Annotated in this window: 13 protein-coding genes; 1 reads left to right on the top strand and 12 read right to left on the bottom strand. The window is 55.0% G+C overall.

Translation table 11 applies throughout. The features are described from left to right. Positions 1-15: 15 nt before the first annotated feature. Entirely contained in the window at positions 16-2,097 is a 2,082-nt protein-coding gene (gene dnaX / locus G392_RS0100630) for a DNA polymerase III subunit gamma/tau (protein ID WP_027008656.1), read from the top strand. Between the two features lie 201 nt (positions 2,098-2,298). Here dnaX and hemW read toward each other — a convergent pair whose 3' ends face one another. The 12 genes from hemW to G392_RS0100570 all read right to left on the bottom strand — a co-directional run bounded on the left by hemW (position 2,299) and on the right by G392_RS0100570 (position 17,132). Next, complete coding sequence (gene hemW, locus G392_RS0100625; protein WP_027008655.1) at positions 2,299-3,453, bottom strand: radical SAM family heme chaperone HemW; 1,155 nt, start codon at positions 3,451-3,453, stop codon at positions 2,299-2,301. 65 nt (positions 3,454-3,518) lie between these two features. Beyond that, on the bottom strand, positions 3,519-3,854 hold the full coding sequence (locus G392_RS0100620; RefSeq protein ID WP_027008654.1) for a YbaB/EbfC family nucleoid-associated protein: 336 nt from the start codon (positions 3,852-3,854) through the stop codon (positions 3,519-3,521). 68 nt (positions 3,855-3,922) lie between these two features. Beyond that, positions 3,923-4,432, bottom strand: coding sequence for a DUF2199 domain-containing protein (locus G392_RS0100615; RefSeq protein WP_027008653.1), 510 nt, complete (start codon positions 4,430-4,432; stop codon positions 3,923-3,925). After that, positions 4,429-4,887, bottom strand: coding sequence for a chorismate--pyruvate lyase family protein (locus G392_RS11675; RefSeq protein WP_034334180.1), 459 nt, complete (start codon positions 4,885-4,887; stop codon positions 4,429-4,431). The genes G392_RS0100615 and G392_RS11675 overlap by 4 nt, the downstream gene beginning before the upstream one ends. Positions 4,888-5,075: 188 nt before the next feature. Beyond that, complete coding sequence (gene purM, locus G392_RS0100605) at positions 5,076-6,110, bottom strand: phosphoribosylformylglycinamidine cyclo-ligase (RefSeq protein ID WP_027008652.1); 1,035 nt, start codon at positions 6,108-6,110, stop codon at positions 5,076-5,078. Positions 6,111-6,216: 106 nt separating this feature from the next. After that, positions 6,217-7,587, bottom strand: coding sequence for an adenylosuccinate lyase (gene purB, locus G392_RS0100600; protein WP_027008651.1), 1,371 nt, complete (start codon positions 7,585-7,587; stop codon positions 6,217-6,219). 29 nt (positions 7,588-7,616) lie between these two features. Further along, positions 7,617-8,390, bottom strand: a complete 774-nt coding sequence (locus G392_RS11670; RefSeq protein WP_051255494.1) for a transporter substrate-binding domain-containing protein — start codon at positions 8,388-8,390, stop codon at positions 7,617-7,619. A gap of 127 nt (positions 8,391-8,517) precedes the next feature. Then, the gene (locus G392_RS0100590; RefSeq protein WP_027008650.1) at positions 8,518-10,044 is read right to left on the bottom strand and encodes a sigma-54-dependent transcriptional regulator; all 1,527 of its coding nucleotides are present in this window, start codon (positions 10,042-10,044) and stop codon (positions 8,518-8,520) included. After that, positions 10,041-11,660: an ATP-binding protein gene (locus tag G392_RS0100585; protein WP_027008649.1), complete on the bottom strand. Its 1,620-nt coding sequence runs from the start codon at positions 11,658-11,660 to the stop codon at positions 10,041-10,043. Before G392_RS0100585 ends, G392_RS0100590 begins: the two co-directional genes overlap by 4 nt. Before the next feature lie 6 nt (positions 11,661-11,666). Next, entirely contained in the window at positions 11,667-13,958 is a 2,292-nt protein-coding gene (gene parC / locus G392_RS11665) for a DNA topoisomerase IV subunit A (RefSeq protein WP_034334102.1), read from the bottom strand. Positions 13,959-14,073: 115 nt separating this feature from the next. Beyond that, positions 14,074-15,042 (bottom strand): DNA-processing protein DprA, encoded by a 969-nt coding sequence (locus tag G392_RS11660; RefSeq protein ID WP_051255493.1) that lies wholly within the window; start codon positions 15,040-15,042, stop codon positions 14,074-14,076. Continuing rightward, a complete protein-coding gene (locus G392_RS0100570) occupies positions 15,042-17,132 on the bottom strand; it encodes a RecQ family ATP-dependent DNA helicase (protein WP_245571893.1) in 2,091 nt (696 codons plus the stop codon). Before G392_RS0100570 ends, G392_RS11660 begins: the two co-directional genes overlap by 1 nt.

The raw sequence follows: 17,132 nt of genomic DNA, 5'->3' as shown, positions 1-17,132 counted from the left end.
TTTTGCTCCGCGCCCATGACTTCCGCCTATCAAGCCCTTGCCCGCAAATGGCGACCGAAAACCTTTGCCGATTTGGTCGGGCAGGAACACATCGTCCAAGCCCTGCAAAATGCGCTTGCCAAAGGGCGTTTGCACCATGCCTATCTGCTCACCGGCACGCGCGGCGTGGGCAAAACCACCATCGCCCGCATTCTCGCCAAAGCCTTCAACTGCACCGAGCCGCAGCAGGGCGAACCCTGCGGACAATGTGCAAGCTGTAGCGCCATCGACCAAAACCGTTTCCCCGACCTGCTGGAAATCGACGCCGCTTCCAATACGGGCATCGACAACATCCGCGAAGTGCTGGAAAACGCCCAATACGCCCCCACTTCGGGCAAATACAAAGTCTATATCATTGACGAAGTGCATATGTTGTCGAAAAGCGCGTTTAATGCCATGCTCAAAACGCTGGAAGAGCCGCCGCCGCACGTCAAATTCATTCTCGCCACCACCGATCCGCAAAAAGTCCCCGTTACCGTGTTGAGCCGTTGCCTGCAATTTGTGCTGCACAATATGACGCCGCAACAGGTGGCAACGCATTTGGCACATGTGCTGGATTGCGAAGGCACGCCGTACGAAACGCCCGCTTTGCACCTGCTTGCCCGCGCCGCCGCCGGTTCGATGCGCGATGCTTTGAGTTTGCTCGACCAAGCCATTGCCATGGGTGCGGGCGCGGTGCGCGAACGGGACGTGCGCCAAATGACGGGCAGCATCGACCGCCGGAAGCTTTATGCTTTGTTGGACGCGCTGGCGGAACAGGACGGCGGGCAATTGATTGCTTTGGCAAGGGAAATGGGCGCGTATGCGGCGGGCTTTGAGCCTGTGCTGGCGGAATTGGCGTTGCTGCTGCAGGAGCTGGCGCTGATTCGGCACGTTCCCGCCGCGCTAGAGGGCAATCCCGAACAGGCGCAGTTGGCACGCTTGGCGGCGCGGTTTCACCCTGAGCAAATTCAGCTTTATTATCAATGCGCTTTGCACGGAAGGCAGGATTTGCCGCTCGCGCCCGATGAATATGCGGGCTGGCTGATGACTTTGTTGCGGATGTTGGCGTTTGCGCCGTTTGCGGCGGCAGACACGCCTGCGGACGGACACATTGAAAACACGGCGTTCCGCACCGCGCCGCCGCCCGTATCGGCACGGCTTGCACCGTCCGCCGACACCGTGCCGCGCAAACAATTCCGCCCGCAAGATTTGCCGCCGCCGCGCCCGCAGGAAATCCGCCGTGTGCCGCACACATCGGGCGCAACCGCACCGCCGCCCGCCCCTGCGGACGATGCCCCGCCGCCATGGGACGAAGACGAAGCCCCCGCCCCACCCCCACCGCACACACCGTCTGCCGAGCACGCCGTTTTGCCCGAACCCCCGCACAACCATGCGCCCGATGACGAATACGTCCTGCCCCGTCCGTATGATGACGATGACGGCGACACCGTTCCGCACGACATGATGCCGCACGATGGCGCATTGCCCGCACCGCCCCAAGCGCAGCACGCCAACCATGATGCACCCGATGACGCATATATTTTGCCCCGTCCGTATGATGACAATGACGGCGACACCGTTCCGCACAGCATGATGCCGCACGATGGCGCATTGCCCGAACCACCCCAAGCGCAACACACCAACCATGATGATGTGCCCGATACCGAACGCGCCCCGCCCCCGCTTGAGCGCGAATCGTGGTTTGACATTGTGGCGCACATCGGCAAACAGGTGGCGGCAGCGCAAATGCTGTTGCAACATCTGGCATGGGTATCGCTGGAACAACACACGCTGACTTTGGCGGTGATGTCTGAAAAAACCAAAGACGCGGACAATCGGGAATACATCGGGCGCATCGCACAGGCTCTACAGCAGGCATACGGCACAGACCTGCGCGTTTGCCTGACCGAATGGCACGATGACTGCGGGGAAACGCCGTTTCTGCGGCGGGAGCGGATTTTGGCGGAACGGCGCGAAACGGCGCGGCAATTGTTGGAAAACGATGCGGCAGCACGCACCATCATGCACACCTTTTCGGCACGCTGGCGCACCGAAAGCCTGTGTTTGCGGGATTAGGGCGCGTTATCATTTAAACTTTTATGCTGAAAATCAGCATAATACAAAAACGCCGTCATTCCCGCGCAGGCGGGAATCTACCGCCCGATGTTTGGCAAGCGATGTTTTATCAAGGCTTGTTGTGCCTTGACTTGGATTCCCGCCTGCGCGGGAATGACGATGCGGCGTTTTCATATTGCATTGATTTTCAGAAAACAAATTTCATAAAAACAGCCCAATCAAATCATTCAAAAACCGCCGCCCCAATTCGGTGGCGCGGAAAAAACGCGGGTCGCCGTCCAACAAACCTTTTTGCTGCGCGGTTTGAATGGCGCGGGCAACGGCAGCAACGGAAACACCCGTGCGCTCGGGCAGCCACGCAGACGGCACGCCTTCGTGCAGGCGCAGCGCGTTCATCATAAATTCGCCCGCCAAATCCGCTTTGGCAATGTCGCGGCGGACAACGGCATCGGCGGGGTTGCCGTGCATGGCGCGCAAATAATCCTGCGGGTGGCGGCTGCGGACGGTGCGCTCGATGCGGTTGTGGTGGGAAATTTTGCCGTGTGCGCCCGCGCCGATGCCGATGTAGTCGCCAAACTGCCAATAATTCAGATTGTGGCGGGCGCGTTGGTTTGGGTGTTTCGCAAACGCGCTGGTTTCGTATGCCTGAAATCCTTTTTTGAACAAGGCATTGTGAACGGCTTCTTCAATGTCCTGCGCGGCATCGTCCACCGGCAAACCCTGCGGTGGACGGTGGGCGAAAGCGGTGTTCGGCTCCAAAGTCAGATGATAGGCGCTGATGTGGGAAACGCCGCAATCTGCCGCGATTTCAATATCTTGAACGGCTTGCGCGGGCGTTTGTTGCGGTAGCGCGTACATCAAATCGGCGTTTACCCGTGCAAAAATATGCGTGGCGGTGTGCAGGGCGGTGCGGGCTTCGGCGGCGGAGTGAATGCGCCCGAGCGCGCGCAGTTTGTTGTCGTCAAAACTTTGAATGCCAACGGAAAGGCGGTTGATGCCTGCTTCTTTAAAGCCTTGAAATTTTTCAATTTCAAACGTTCCCGGATTGGCTTCCAGTGTGATTTCCGCTTCGGGATTGAGTTTGATTAAGGCGCGGATTCCGCTCAATAATCGGTTTATCGAGGCTGCCTGAAACAGGCTGGGCGTGCCGCCGCCGATAAACACGGTGTCCACGCTGCGCCCCCAAATATGCGGCAATTCCTGTTGCAAATCAATCAGTAGGGCATCGATATAGGCGTTTTCGTCCAAAGCGGCGGGTTGGCGGTGCGAGTTGAAATCGCAATACGGACATTTTTGCACGCACCATGGAATGTGGACGTAGAGCGAAAGCGGCGGCAGGTCAGAAAGTAACAGCATCTTGATTCCAAAACAAAAACGGCATCGCGCAGCATCTGCCCGATACCGTTTGCCAAACAACGGGATTATTTGAAAAAGTCGCCCATGCCCGGCGGCAGCCCGCGCGTAAATTGCGACATGCGCTCGGCGGTGGTGGCTTCCGCCTTGTCGTGCAGCTCGGTGAGCGCCGCCAGCACCAAATCTTCCAACATTTCCGCATCATCGGCGGCTTCGGCAATCAAATCGGGGCTGATATGCACGGCACGAACGGCATGGTTGCACGTTCCCGTGATTTTTACCAAGCCGTTGCCCGCCTCGCCGACCACTTCGGTTTGCGCCAATTCCGCTTGGGCTTTTTTGATGTTTTCCTGCATTTTTTGCGCCTGCTGCATCAGCCCGCCCAATCCCGCTTTTCCAAACATGAATATTCCTTTCAATCTGTTACGCCGCCCGTTCAGGCAGCCTGAGAAATCGGCAATTATAACCTGTTTTACCGCCGCGCACCCAATATTTTGTCCACGCGCCGTTGCGCTTCGGCAAACGAGATGCCGTGATAAAAATCACGCACAAGCGGGTGGTCTGGGTCGGGCTTTAATTCCAGCAAGGGGCGCAAGCCGCCGCCCTGCGTGTGCGCTTTGGCAATCACATCATAGGTTTGCAGATAATCGGGCAAGGCATTCGCCAAATAGCCGACATACGCCGCACAATGGTCGTTATCGTTAAAATGCTCGCGGTAATCGTGGTAATTTTGTTCGCTAACGGACAACCAAGCGCCGTATTCCAGCGTAACATCATGACCTTGCACGGGCAACACCAGCACGGTGCGGATAAAGCATTCGGTTTGCTGCGGATAGGCGATGCGGCAGGTATTGCGGTCGCATTCGGCTTGGAATGACGTTTTTTCCGCATCACCCAGCCAACGGTAAGGGTCGGGCTGCGCAAACACCAATGCCGGCCAATCTTCATGCGTTTCCCCGCAAGCACTGCAAAGATAAGTCATAGAAAATCCAAGATATTCGGCAAAAACCCTTCTGCCAAATATAACTCATCGCCGTTTTCCGCCGTAAAACGCGAGCGGCGCATCAAGATAAAGCCGTCCGCACCGGCGGTAAACGCCAATTCGCTGCGCCGCCACGCCGCGCCGCCGCCAAACAGCTTCGCGCCCAACGAAGTGTTGCCGCAATCCAGCACCGCCCGCCATGCCGAATCCGCCGCGCACAGGCTTTGCGCCCAACCCACCGCCGCGCCGTTCAAACACAAATCCACTTCGCGGACAAAGCTTTGTGCGGGCAAACGCCAATCGGCAAAATGCGGCGGCACGCCGTTTGCCGCGCCCAAATGCCGCAGCCGCACCGAAAACGCCGCCACTTCGCCCAATGCCCGCGTCAGCGACTGCTGCACGGCAATGCGGCGCAAAGCGGCGGCGCACGGCGGAATGTCCGTTTGCCAAATCATAGGTTTCGGGTAATCCATTATCAAGATTCGCATCAAGCCGTTATAGAAACCGCCGTCATTCCCGCGCAGGCGGGAATCCATTTTCAAGACGAACAAACTGATGTTTCATCAACAATAGTTTTGTTCCTAATCGGATTCCCGCCTGCACGGGAATGACGGGCGTGATTTTTTAATTAACCAATTGTATTTTAAACAATCTGCGTTTGATGTTCGCTGCCGTTGCGCTCGCGGATTGCGCCCAAGCGGTACACGGTTTCGCCCAATTCGGCAAACAGTGCGGCGACCTGTTCCGCCACTTCGGGCGACACCACCGCAATCAGTCCGATGCCGCAATTAAAGGTGCGGTACATTTCCTGCGTGTCCACCTGCCCCTGCTGTTGCAACCATTGGAATAATTTGGGCATTTCCCACGCGGCGGCATCAATTTGCGCCATGAGGTTTTCAGGCAGCACGCGCGGCAGGTTTTCGGTGATGCCGCCGCCGGTAATGTGCGCCATGCCTTTGATTTCAAACTTTTTCAATACCTGCAAAACCGGTTTGGCATACAGGCGGGTCGGCGCGATGACGGCTTCGCGCAGGGTTTTGCCGCCGTCAAACGGCGCGTCCAAATCGGGCTTGGCGCGGTCAAGGATTTTGCGAATCAAGGAGTAACCGTTGGCGTGTGCGCCGTCCGATGCCAAGCCCAGCACCACGTCGCCCGCCGCGATGTTGCGTCCGTTAATCACTTGGTCTTTTTCCACCACGCCCACGGCAAAGCCCGCCAAATCGTATTCGCCTTCGGGATACATGCCGGGCATTTCGGCGGTTTCTCCACCAATCAGGGCGCAGCCGGACTGTTCGCAACCCGCCGCGATGCCTTTTATCACATCGGTGGCGCGTGCCACGTCCAGTTTGCCACAAGCGAAATAGTCCAAGAAAAACAACGGTTCCGCACCCTGAACCAAAATATCGTTCACGCTCATCGCCACCAAATCGATGCCGACCGTGTCGTGTTTGTCCCACGCAAAGGCGAGCTTGAGTTTGGTGCCGACGCCGTCCGTGCCGCTCACCAGCACGGGATTGCGGTATTTGCGGCTGATTTCCACCAGCGCGCCGAAACCGCCCAAATCGCCCAACACTTCGGGGCGCATGGTGCGTTTGGCAAAAGGTTTGATGTTTTCAACCAGTTGGTCGCCTGCGGCAATGTCCACGCCGGCATCGCGGTAGCTGAGGGGTTGCTTCATGGTGGGGCTTTCCTGAAAGGCTTTGTTACGCACGCTGCCTGAAACGCGCGGGGCGGTTCAGGCAGCAGAAAAATTTGCCAATTATACGGAATCGGCGGAAATTTGTCTAAATCCGTTTCGCCAACGCCGCCGCCTTGCCCGTGTAAGCGGCGGGCGTGAGCGCCAGCAGCGCGGTTTTCGCTTCATCGGGCACGGCGAGCGTTTGCACAAATTCGCGCAGGGATTCGGGCGTGATGCCGTCTTTGCCGCGCGTCAGGGCTTTCAACTGCTCATACGCCTGCGGCACACCGTAGCGGCGCATCACCGTTTGAATCGGCTCGGCAAGCAATTCCCAAGTCGCGTCCAAATCGGCGGCGAGCGCGGCGGGATTGGCTTCCAATTTGTTCAAACCGCGCAGGTGCGCCGTCCAGCCGAGCAGGGTGTAGCCCGCCGCCACGCCCATATTCCGCAGCACGGTGCTGTCGGTCAAATCGCGCTGCCAACGCGACACGGGCAGTTTTTCCGCCAAAAAGCCAAGCAAAGCATTGGCAACGCCCAGATTGCCTTCGGAATTTTCAAAATCAATCGGATTGACTTTGTGCGGCATGGTGGACGAGCCGACTTCGCCCGCTTTGACTTTCTGTTTGAAATAGCCCAACGAAATATAGCCCCACACATCGCGGTTGAAATCAATCAAAATCGTGTTGATACGGCTGAGGGTTTGGAATAATTCCGCCATATAATCATGCGGTTCAATCTGAATGGTGTAGGGATTGAAGGTCAAGCCCAAAGCCTGTTCCACAAAGTCGCGGCAATGCGTTTCCCAGTCAAAATCGGGATAGGCGCACAAATGGGCGTTGTAATTGCCGACCGCGCCGTTGATTTTGCCCAAAAACTCTTGGCTTTCCAACTGTTTGATTTGGCGTTGTAAACGGTGCAGCACATTGGCAATCTCTTTGCCCAGCGTGGTGGGGGTGGCGGGCTGGCCGTGCGTGCGGCTCATCATCGGCACTTCGGCAAGGGCGTGCGCCATGTCGCGCAGTTTGGCGGTGATTTCCGCCAGCTTGGGCAGCAACACCGCGTCCCGTGCTTCGCGCAGCATCAGCGCGTGCGACAGGTTGTTGATGTCTTCGCTGGTGCAGGCGAAGTGGATAAATTCGGCGGCACGGGCAATTTCGGCGTTGTCGGCAAAACGCTGTTTGAGCCAGTATTCCACCGCTTTCACGTCGTGGTTGGTGGTGGCTTCGATGGCTTTGACGGCGGCGGCATCGTCTTCGTTAAAGTCGCGCATCACGGCGGCGATTTCGGCTTGGGTGGCGGCGGAAAACGGCGGCACTTCGGCGATTTGCGGCGCGGCGGCAAGGGCGTTGAGCCACGACAGTTCCACGCGCACGCGGGCTTTGATGAGGCCGTATTCGGAAAACACGGGGCGCAGGGTTTCGGTGGCGGCGGCGTAGCGGCCGTCAAGCGGGCAAAGGGCGGTAAGGGGGTGAATCATGGGATAACAACTTTATCGGGTTGGAGAAATTATTTTTCGGCATCGCCGAACCATTTTTGGTAGATTTTATCATAGCTGCCGTCCGCCTTCAGTTGTGCCAAGCCCCGATTCAGTTTGCTTTGCAGTTGGGTATTGTCTTTTTTTACGGCAAAGCCGAGCAGTTCTTTTTCGGCTTTCGGGTCGCGCACCACGCTGATGCCGTATTCTTTGCCGTGTTGTTTGGTGTAGTAGCGCATCACGCCCCAGTCGCCCAATGCGGCATCGGTATTGCCCGCCATGGTTTCGCGAATGGTGAACCAAGTGGTGGCGACATACACGGGTTCACCCACGCCTTTTTGGTATTGCTTGACGGTTTGGTCTTGCGAAGTGCCTTCTTTGACGGCGATTTTTTTGCCCATCATGTCGGCAAAGCTTTTGATTTGGCTGTCTTTGCCCACCAGCAGGGCGGATTCGGTTTCAAAATACGGCTCGGAAAACGACATTTTTTCTTTCCGTGCTTCGGTGATGGTGATGCCCGCGCTCAAGATGTCGGACTTGCCCGCATCAAGGGTGTCGAACAGCCCCGCCCACAAATGCGGGGTGTAGTTCAGGGTGAAGCCCTGTTTGGCGGCAATGGCGTTGAGCAGGTCGTATTCGAAGCCGCTTGTTTCGCTGCCGCCGTGCATGATAAACGGCGGGTAGGATTGTTCGGTAAACACGCGGTATTCGGGCAGTGCGGACGCTTGCGAAGCGGTTTGACCGTTGTCGCCCGCGCCGCACGCGCCCAACAGGGGCAAAAGCAGCAGGAAAAAATGCCGGCGCATGGTTTCGGTTTCCTTTTTTCAAATGCGAACCGTAGCATTATCGCGCCAAACGCGGCGGCGGGCATTGTGTTGGCGCAAAAACGCCGCCGATTGGCACAACGGTGTTGCCAATCCGCTTCATCTGCGCCTATTCGATGGACAGGCGGTCGAGCCGGTAGCGCATGCTGCGGAAGCTGATGCCCAATACTTTCGCCGCTTGGGTGCGGTTGTAGCGGGTGTAGGTGAGCGCCTGTTGCAGAATCTGCCGTTCCACATCGTCCAGATAGTCTTGAAGCTGGGTATGACCCATTTGGAAGCCGGGCAGTGCGGCATTGGGCTCTTCGGCGATGATGTGTTCGCCCGCCAAGCTCACCGGCTCGCTGTGGATTTGCAAATCTTCCACGTCAATCACGTTGTTGGCGGCAAGGGCAACGGCGCGTTCCAAGATGTTTTCCAGCTCGCGGAAGTTGCCCGGATAGTTGTAGTGCAGCAGCGCGTCGCGGGCGGCGGCGGTCATTTTCACGCCCTGCCCGCCGTGGTGTTTTTTCAGCAGATACACAATCAATTGTTCCAAATCCTCGTGCATTTCGCGCAAGGGCGGCATGTGCAGCGACACCACGTTCAGGCGGTAAAACAGGTCTTGGCGGAAACTGCCCTCCTGCACCAGCGCGGCAAGGTTTTTGTGGGTGGCGGAAACAATCCGCACGTCCACTTTCACTTCCTGCGCGTCGCCGATGCGCCGCACCGTCTTTTCCTGAATGGCGCGCAGCAGCTTCACCTGCATGGCAAGCGGCAAATCCGCCACTTCGTCCAAAAACAGCGTGCCGCCGTGCGCGTGCTGGAAAAAGCCCAAACGGTCTTGGTCGGCGCCGGTGAAGCTGCCTTTTTTGTAACCGAAAAACTCGCTTTCCATCAGGTTTTCCGGAATCGCGCCGCAGTTTACCGCGATAAACGGCTTGTCGCGCCGCTCGGACAGCTCGTGAATGCTCCGCGCCGCCTGCTCCTTGCCCGAACCGCTTTCGCCGGAAATGTACACCGGCACTTGCGTTTGCGCCAGCTTGCGAATTAAACGGCGCGCTTCCTCAATCTGCTGCGACTTGCCCAAAATGCGCGGAATGTCGTATTCGTGTTTCAAACCGTGCGCGGCGGCATCGGCGGCGGGTTCGACAAACACATCGATGCGGCTTTGCTCGGAAAAAACGGGCGGGGCAGACGGCGCGGCGGCTTGGCGCGGCGGCGGCGCATCGGCAACGGGCGGCGGTGCGGGCGCGGCGGCAAGCGGACGGTTGTTTTCGTCCTGCACGCGCACCGCCGACTTCACCAGCGTGCGCAACTGCGCCAGCGTAATCGGCTTTTGCAGATAATCAAACGCACCGATTTTCAAAGCCTGCACCGCTTGGTCGGCATTGCCGAAGGCGGTGATGACGGCAACGGGCGTATCGTGTCCGCCTTCGGTAATGTGCTCCACCACCTCCAAGCCCGAGCCGTCCGGCATACGCATATCGGTGAGCACCAGCGAATATTTGTTTTCGTCCAATTTTTTCTTGGCAATGGCAACGCCTTCGGCGGTGTCCACGTCCAAACCCATCTTCATCAGGGTCATTTCCATCAAATCGCGGATATCGGCTTCATCGTCCACCACCAAAACGGGGCGGTTCAAACTGTGTCGGGTCATGATTCTGCTTTCGGTAAAATCAGTTCAAAGGCTTTTTTCTCGGGCAGATAGCGCAAATCGCCCTTATTGGCGTGCGCCAGCTCGCGGGCGATGTACAGCCCCAAGCCCGTGCCTTCTGCCTGTGTGGTGTAAAACGGCTCAAACAAATGCTGGACAATATTGTCGGGCACGCCGCCGCCATCGTCAAACACCCGCAGCGACAAATTGCCGCTTTTTTGCGGATACACGGTAACGGTTACCGCATCTTTGCGCCGGCTGCTGTGCCGCCACGCATTATTGCACAAATTCCACAAAATCTGCTGCAAGTGCATCGGGTCGAACACCACCGCCGCATTCTTGATAAAGCTGGTTTTGAACGCGCCCGCCGCTTCGGGGCGCGTGAGCAAAAACTCCTGATGAAAGCTGTTCCAAAACTCTTCAAACAAAATATTCTGACGGTCGATGCGGTCGCGCTTGTTCAGGCTGGAAACCTCCTCAATCATCTTATCGATGCGGGCAATGTTTTTGTCGATGATGCCGCACAGCTTCGCCGCCATCGGGTCGTCTTCGGTGTTTTCAATCATCAGCCCGTTGGCTTGGCGCACCGCAGAGAGCGGATTGCGGATTTCGTGGGCGAAATTGGCGGTGAGCAAGCCCAGCGATGCCAGCTTCACCGACTGCGCTTCCAACTGGCGTTCCTTTTCGGCACGGATAAACAAAATCAGCAGCTCCGTGCTTTCCTGCGACACCGGCACGGCGCGGATGTTCATGTCGCGCCCGCCCAATATCAGATTGGTTTCAAACGACTGCTTGCTGTTGCCCTGCCAGCGCCGCACCAAATCGCGCAACAGGGGCGCGTGGCTGTTGTTTTTGATGTCGGAAAAATAATTCAGCGTTTGGCGGTTGTGCAGCCACACAAGGCAGTCGGCATCGACCACCAGCACCGCTTCCTGCATGCGGTTGAGCACCACCTTGTTCAGCGCGCTGATGCGCTCGAACGCCGTGCGGTGCTTTTTCACCGACTCGCCCGCCCGCAGCAAAAACGACGCCGCATACGAAGTCAGCAGCGACACCAGATAACAGCCCGCAATCAGCAGCACATTGCCCGTTACCGCATTAAAATAGCTCGGCACATCGGCACCGAACGGCCACTCGCGCCAAATCAGCAGCAGCAAAATCAGCACGGACGCATAGCTGGCATACAGCAAAGGATAACGCCCGTAACTCAACAGGCACGACACCGCCAAAAACGGCAGAATCAAAATCGCAAAGCCCGAATTGATGCCCCCCAGCAAATGCGTCAGCAACACCATCATGGTGATGTCGGTAACGGCGGAAATGCTCGGTGCGGTACTGCGGTCCTGCTTTTGCCAATTGGGATTGACGATGCAGACAATCATCATGATGCCGTATGCCCACAGCCACGCCCGCATGCCCCCCGAGTTCAAATAGGCAAACAAGGCGGAAAAACGCTCTTGGCGGATTTCAAACAAATCGCTCCACTGCTGCGAAAAAGCGGTAAACATCATCAGCGTGAAAAACACGGTAACGCGGGCGATGTTGGTCAGGCTGATGATGCGGTCGATTTGGACTTCCCAATCCTGCGCCTGCCAAACGGGTTGTGCGGAAACGGCCATAGTGCTTTACTCTTGAGAAAATACGGGAAAAATGCCACAAACGGGGTCTGCGCCCGTCATGGCTTTGCCTTTGCGCCCGCGCTTGCCGGCAATGTCGGCAATCCGCAGCGTTTCGGTACGGACCTTGCCGCGCCCGTTTGCCGATGCCACCGAAACCACGGGGGTGGACACGGCGGCGCACACGGTCAAACGGTCGCCCCCGTGCAGCGACAACAACTGCACGCCGCGCCCTTTCGCCATCACCTTGATTTCGGCGGGCGACACCGCCAACAAGCGGTTGTGCGCGGTGGCAAACACGATTTTGCTGTCGGGGTTAATCATCGCCGCACGCAATACCGGCACGGGCGGCAGCAGCGTTTCGCCGCGCTCCAGCTTCATCACTTCCTTGCCCGCCTTCATGCGCGTGAGCAAATGCTCCAAGCGCACGATAAAGCCGTAACCGCCCGAATTGGCAAGCAAAAACTGATGCTCCGGCGCACCGTGCAGCAAACACGCCACCCCCGCGCCCGCTTGCAGGGCAATCAGCGAAGCAAGCGGCACACCGTCGCCGCGCCCGCCCGGAATGTCTGCCGCATCAACGGTGTAGCTGCGCCCCAAAGTGTCCAACACCACCACCGGACGCGCACTGCGGATTTCCAGCACCTGTTGCAGCGCATCGCCCTCTTTGAACGCAGTTTGCGCCAAATCCAAGCCGTGTCCGGCGCGGCTGCGAATCCAGCCCTGTTGCGACAAAATCAGCGTGAGCGGCTCGTCCGCCGTGCTTTGGGTGAGCGCGGCGCGTTCCGCTTCCTGCACCAGCGTGCGCCGCGCATCGCCGAAACGTTTGGCATCGGCTTGGATTTCTTTGATGATTAACTTCTTTTTTTCGCCGTCATGCGCGAGCAAATGCTGCAAACCGTTTTGCTCTTCGCGCAAATCCGCCAATTCGTTTTCCAGCCTGATGCCTTCCAAACGGGCAAGTTGGCGCAAACGGATTTCCAAAATATCGTCTGCCTGCGTTTCGCTTAATGGGAAACGCGCCATCAGTTCCGCTTTCGGCTCGTCCGCTTCGCGAATCACGGCAATCACTTCGTCAATATGCAGGAAAACGGTCAAACGTCCTTCCAGAATGTGAATGCGTTTTTCCACCTGCGCCAAACGGTGCGCCAAACGGCGGGTAACGGTGTCGGCGCGGAAAGCCAGCCATTCTTGCAAAATGGTTTTCAGGTTTTTTTGTGCGGGACGGCCGTCCGCGCCCATCATCACCAGATTAACGGGAACATTGCCTTCCAAAGACGTTTGCGCCATCAGGGTGTTGATAAAGTGTTCGGGCTTGATGCGGGCGGATTTCGGTTCCAATACCAAACGCACGGGCTGTTCGCCGTCGCTTTCATCGCGCACGCGTTCCAGCAAATCCAGCATCAGTTTTTTGGTGTTGAGCTGGTCTTGGGAAAGCTGTTTTTTGCCGGATTTGGGTTTGGGATTGGTTTGTTCTTCAATTTCCGCCAACACTTTTTGCGCGTTGGTGTGCGGGGGCAGCTCGGTGATGACGATGCGCCATTGTCCGCGTGCGAGGGCTTCGGTGTGGTAACGGGCGCGTACGCGCAGGCTGCCTTTGCCGGTTTCGTAGATGCGGAGAATGTCTTCGGCTGGGGTGATGATGTGGCCGCCGCCGGCAAAGTCGGGTGCGGGAATGTGTGCCATCAACGCGGCGGTGTCCAAATTAGGATTTTTCAGCAGGGCAACGGCGGCGGCGGCGGTTTCGGCAAGATTGTGCGGCGGAATTTCCGTTGCCATGCCCACGGCGATGCCGGACGCGCCGTTGAGCAGCAGCATCGGCAGGCGGGCGGGCAGGCATTGCGGTTCGCGGAACGCGCCGTCATAGTTCGGCACGAAATCCGCCGTGCCTTGTTCCAATTCGTCCAGCAGCAAGCCTGCCAGTTCGGTGAGCCGCGCTTCGGTGTAACGCATCGCCGCCGCGCCGTCGCCGTCCCGCGAGCCGAAGTTGCCCACGCCCTCAATCAGGGGATAGCGCAGGGTGAATTCCTGCGCCATGCGTACCATGGCATCGTAGGCGGAGGCATCGCCGTGCGGGTGGTATTTGCCGAGGATTTCGCCGACCACGCGGGCGGATTTGACGGGCTTGGCGGCGTGGTTCAAGCCCATGTCTTTCATGGCAAACAAGATGCGGCGTTGCACGGGTTTTTGTCCGTCCCGCACATCGGGCAGGGCGCGGCCTTTGACCACGCTCATGGCGTATTCCAAGTAGGCGCGTTGGGCGTAGTCGGCGAGGGACAGGCGGTCGGTGTGGTCGGTCATGGCAGCAGGGAAAAAATAGATGATTGTAAACCAAAACCGCCGCATCTGCCGCAAAAGCGTGATTTTGCCCCAAAATGGCAAAAATAGACTATCCGCCTTGCTCCATCACATTGATTTAAGAAAATAGTTCCAAATTACCGACATTCTGCCGTGAAGACAGATGGAAAATATCCAAAAAATGATTCACACCCAAATTAGGCCATAAAGATGCACCTTTTGCCAACAAAGCATCTAAACCCTTCGTTCGCATTCCTGTCGAACGGACATAAATCGGAATATTCTGATACTTATCCAATTGCTCCACCACACCTGCCCAAGTTCCACCTTTATTGAAATCAGAATTAATAACCAATCCGGCATCAGACAAAGCATAAATATATTTATTTCGTTGCATCGCATTACCCACTAAAAAACGTGATTTCGGATGACAAGCAGAAACCAAAACCAAACGATCTTCTTGCAATACCAAACGATTTTCCGCGTTTAAAGCCGCTCTTTCCAAATTATCTGCCAAAACACCACACACTACACCACCGGCATCTAAAGCCCCCCTCATTGCTGCTTGGTCAGCTCCCTTAGCACCACCGGAAACAACCATACAACCCGCTTGCGCAGCCAAGCACGCAACCTGCATGGTATAGTTAATCAAATCATCATCAATGTCGCGAGAGCCAACAATCGCCAACCCACCTGCCCGATTCAATAAACCAACATCACCACATCCATAAAGTACGGGTGGCGCATTTTCAGCCAAACGGCTTTTAAAACGACGGGGATAGTTCTTATCAGCACGACTGACAACCCAAAGATTGCGCGTATACCAATAATCCAAAGTTTGACTCAACAAAAATCCCCGATCCAACAAACGGTGGATGCGCACACGCTCCAATTTGGGATAATCCTTCAAAATATTATCCAAATCAGATGTTAATAAATCTTCAGGCTGCTTACGAATACTGTGCAGATAAACTGCAAATTGATGATATTCTTTGGGTGTTAGTAACTTAACTTTATTTTCATCTCTTGGATTTTTTAATGAGTCGGTTAAAAGCAAAATCGCTTTGGTATTATCAGAAACAAACATCACTCCCCTCCTTGATTGGTGGTTTGAGAAAGTGCAAGCGGAAAAACCGCACCACTACCGCCTCTTTTTAGCAAATAGGCACATATAGTGAATGTCCAACGCGAATCCACCATATCATCAATCAATAAAACAGGTTCTCTGGGCGGAGAATCAATCAATTTAAAAGCACCATCTAAATTACAGGCTTGTGCATGACTGTTTTTCATCAATTTTTGTGGCTCGGTTTCTCTGATTTTTTGAATAATCGGATAAAATGGCAAGCCCATCTTTTCCGCCAAACGTCGTGCAAAATCTGCAACCAAATGGGGATTTCTTAAGGAAGGCACACACGTCAGCCAAGTAGGCTTTGGATGAGGTTGCCAGTTTTCCAGCATATTCAAACAAGCCGCCACCAATTCATCCGAAAAGTGCTTATCCTGATATTTATTTTGCTTGACCTGCTGCCCCCAACCCGAATCACCCCAAACCGATAATGCTTTACCTTCTTCCGACCGATAATCAGAAGGTATTGCCCCCTTCACACCATATTTGCTCAACCCCCCAAAAGGCCATTGCTTTCTGGGCTCGATAGGGATTGAGCTGCGTCTTAAAAATTCAACTGCCTGCCGGATATATAGCGGATTAGTTGAAACGGGCAAAGGGGGTAAGCCAGGTGTCGAAATCTGATTAACATCACCATCAAGCGCCCGAATCAAAAACGCCATATGTTCACCAAAAGGCAAATGGGTGTAATCCTGCATTTGCCGATGTTCGGCATATCTTAAATTCGTCAAACGTTCGACTCGCTGCCAAAATAAATCCGATAAAGGTGCGGTGGTTAAAAACCATTTTGAGCCTTGTTTGACGACAGGTGCAGGAGACTCCAAAGACAGTAATTTTAAGGTTTGATTGATTTTGCCATCACTTAAATTCAGATAATTTCTCATTTCAGGCACTGATGCGCCGTTTGGCATTCTAGCCAGCACAGATAAAACGATATCCACTTCTTCAGGGGCAGGAAAGGCACTTTCAATAAAAAATTTACTGATTTCATCATCTTCAACACCACTCAACAATACACCGTAAGCATGTTCTAAAGCACGTCCCGCCCGCCCCACTTGTTGGTAATACGCTACTACAGAATTAGGTCTTTGGTAGTGAATCACAAAGGCCAAATCGGGTTTGTCATATCCCATACCCAAAGCAGTCGTTGCCACCAGTGCTTTAATCTGGTTATTTAACAAGGCATTTTCCAAATATACGCGCTCATCTCCTGTTTGCCCTGTGTAAGCAGCAACATTTAATCCTTGCGACTTCAACCATTCTGCGACTTGGTATGCATCTCGTACGGTTAGGGTATAAATAATGCCACTGCCTTGCAGATGATGCAATTGCTCCGAAAGCCATGCTAAACGTTCTACTTGACTGGGCATCCGAATGGTTTGCAAAGTAAGTGATGGACGGTTTAAATCTCCTTTTAATATTTTAATATTAGAACCTAAAACAGTAGCCAAATCCTCCATCACACGATTATTGGCTGTTGCGGTGGTCGCTAAAACACGTAAATTAGGCGGCAAGTTTCTAATGATTCTTTCAATTAAACGGTAGTGGGGACGAAAATCATGCCCCCAATCTGAAATACAATGTGCTTCATCAATGACCAACAGAGAAATGGTGTCTGAAATTCGACTTAATACATTATTGATAAATTGTTGGTTGGCTAAACGCTCTGGTGAAATTAAAACAATATCGGCCTGCCCAGAAACAATTTGATACTCAATGCTTGACCATTCATCAGTATTATCTGAATTAATACTTACGGCTTTTATCCCCATTTTTTCTGCTGCTGCAATTTGGTTTCTCATCAATGCCAGTAAAGGTGAAACCAAAAGCGCAGGCCCAGAACCAGCTTCACGCAATAATTTTGTGGCGATAAAATAGACAAAACTTTTTCCCCATCCTGTTTTCTGCACAACCAACAAACGTTGGGGCGACGTTACAATATGGGATATGGCTTCTTCTTGACCATCACGAAAATGTGCGTCAGGCTTTCCTGAGGCTTGGCGTAATAATTCAACAGCACGAATTTGATTAAATGCTATAGCCATCAT

The organism is Conchiformibius kuhniae DSM 17694, assembly GCF_000428785.1.
GTDB lineage: Bacteria > Pseudomonadota > Gammaproteobacteria > Burkholderiales > Neisseriaceae > Conchiformibius > Conchiformibius kuhniae.
The sequence above is the reverse complement of the archived record's forward strand: the minus strand, read 5'-3'. Positions and strand labels throughout refer to the sequence as shown.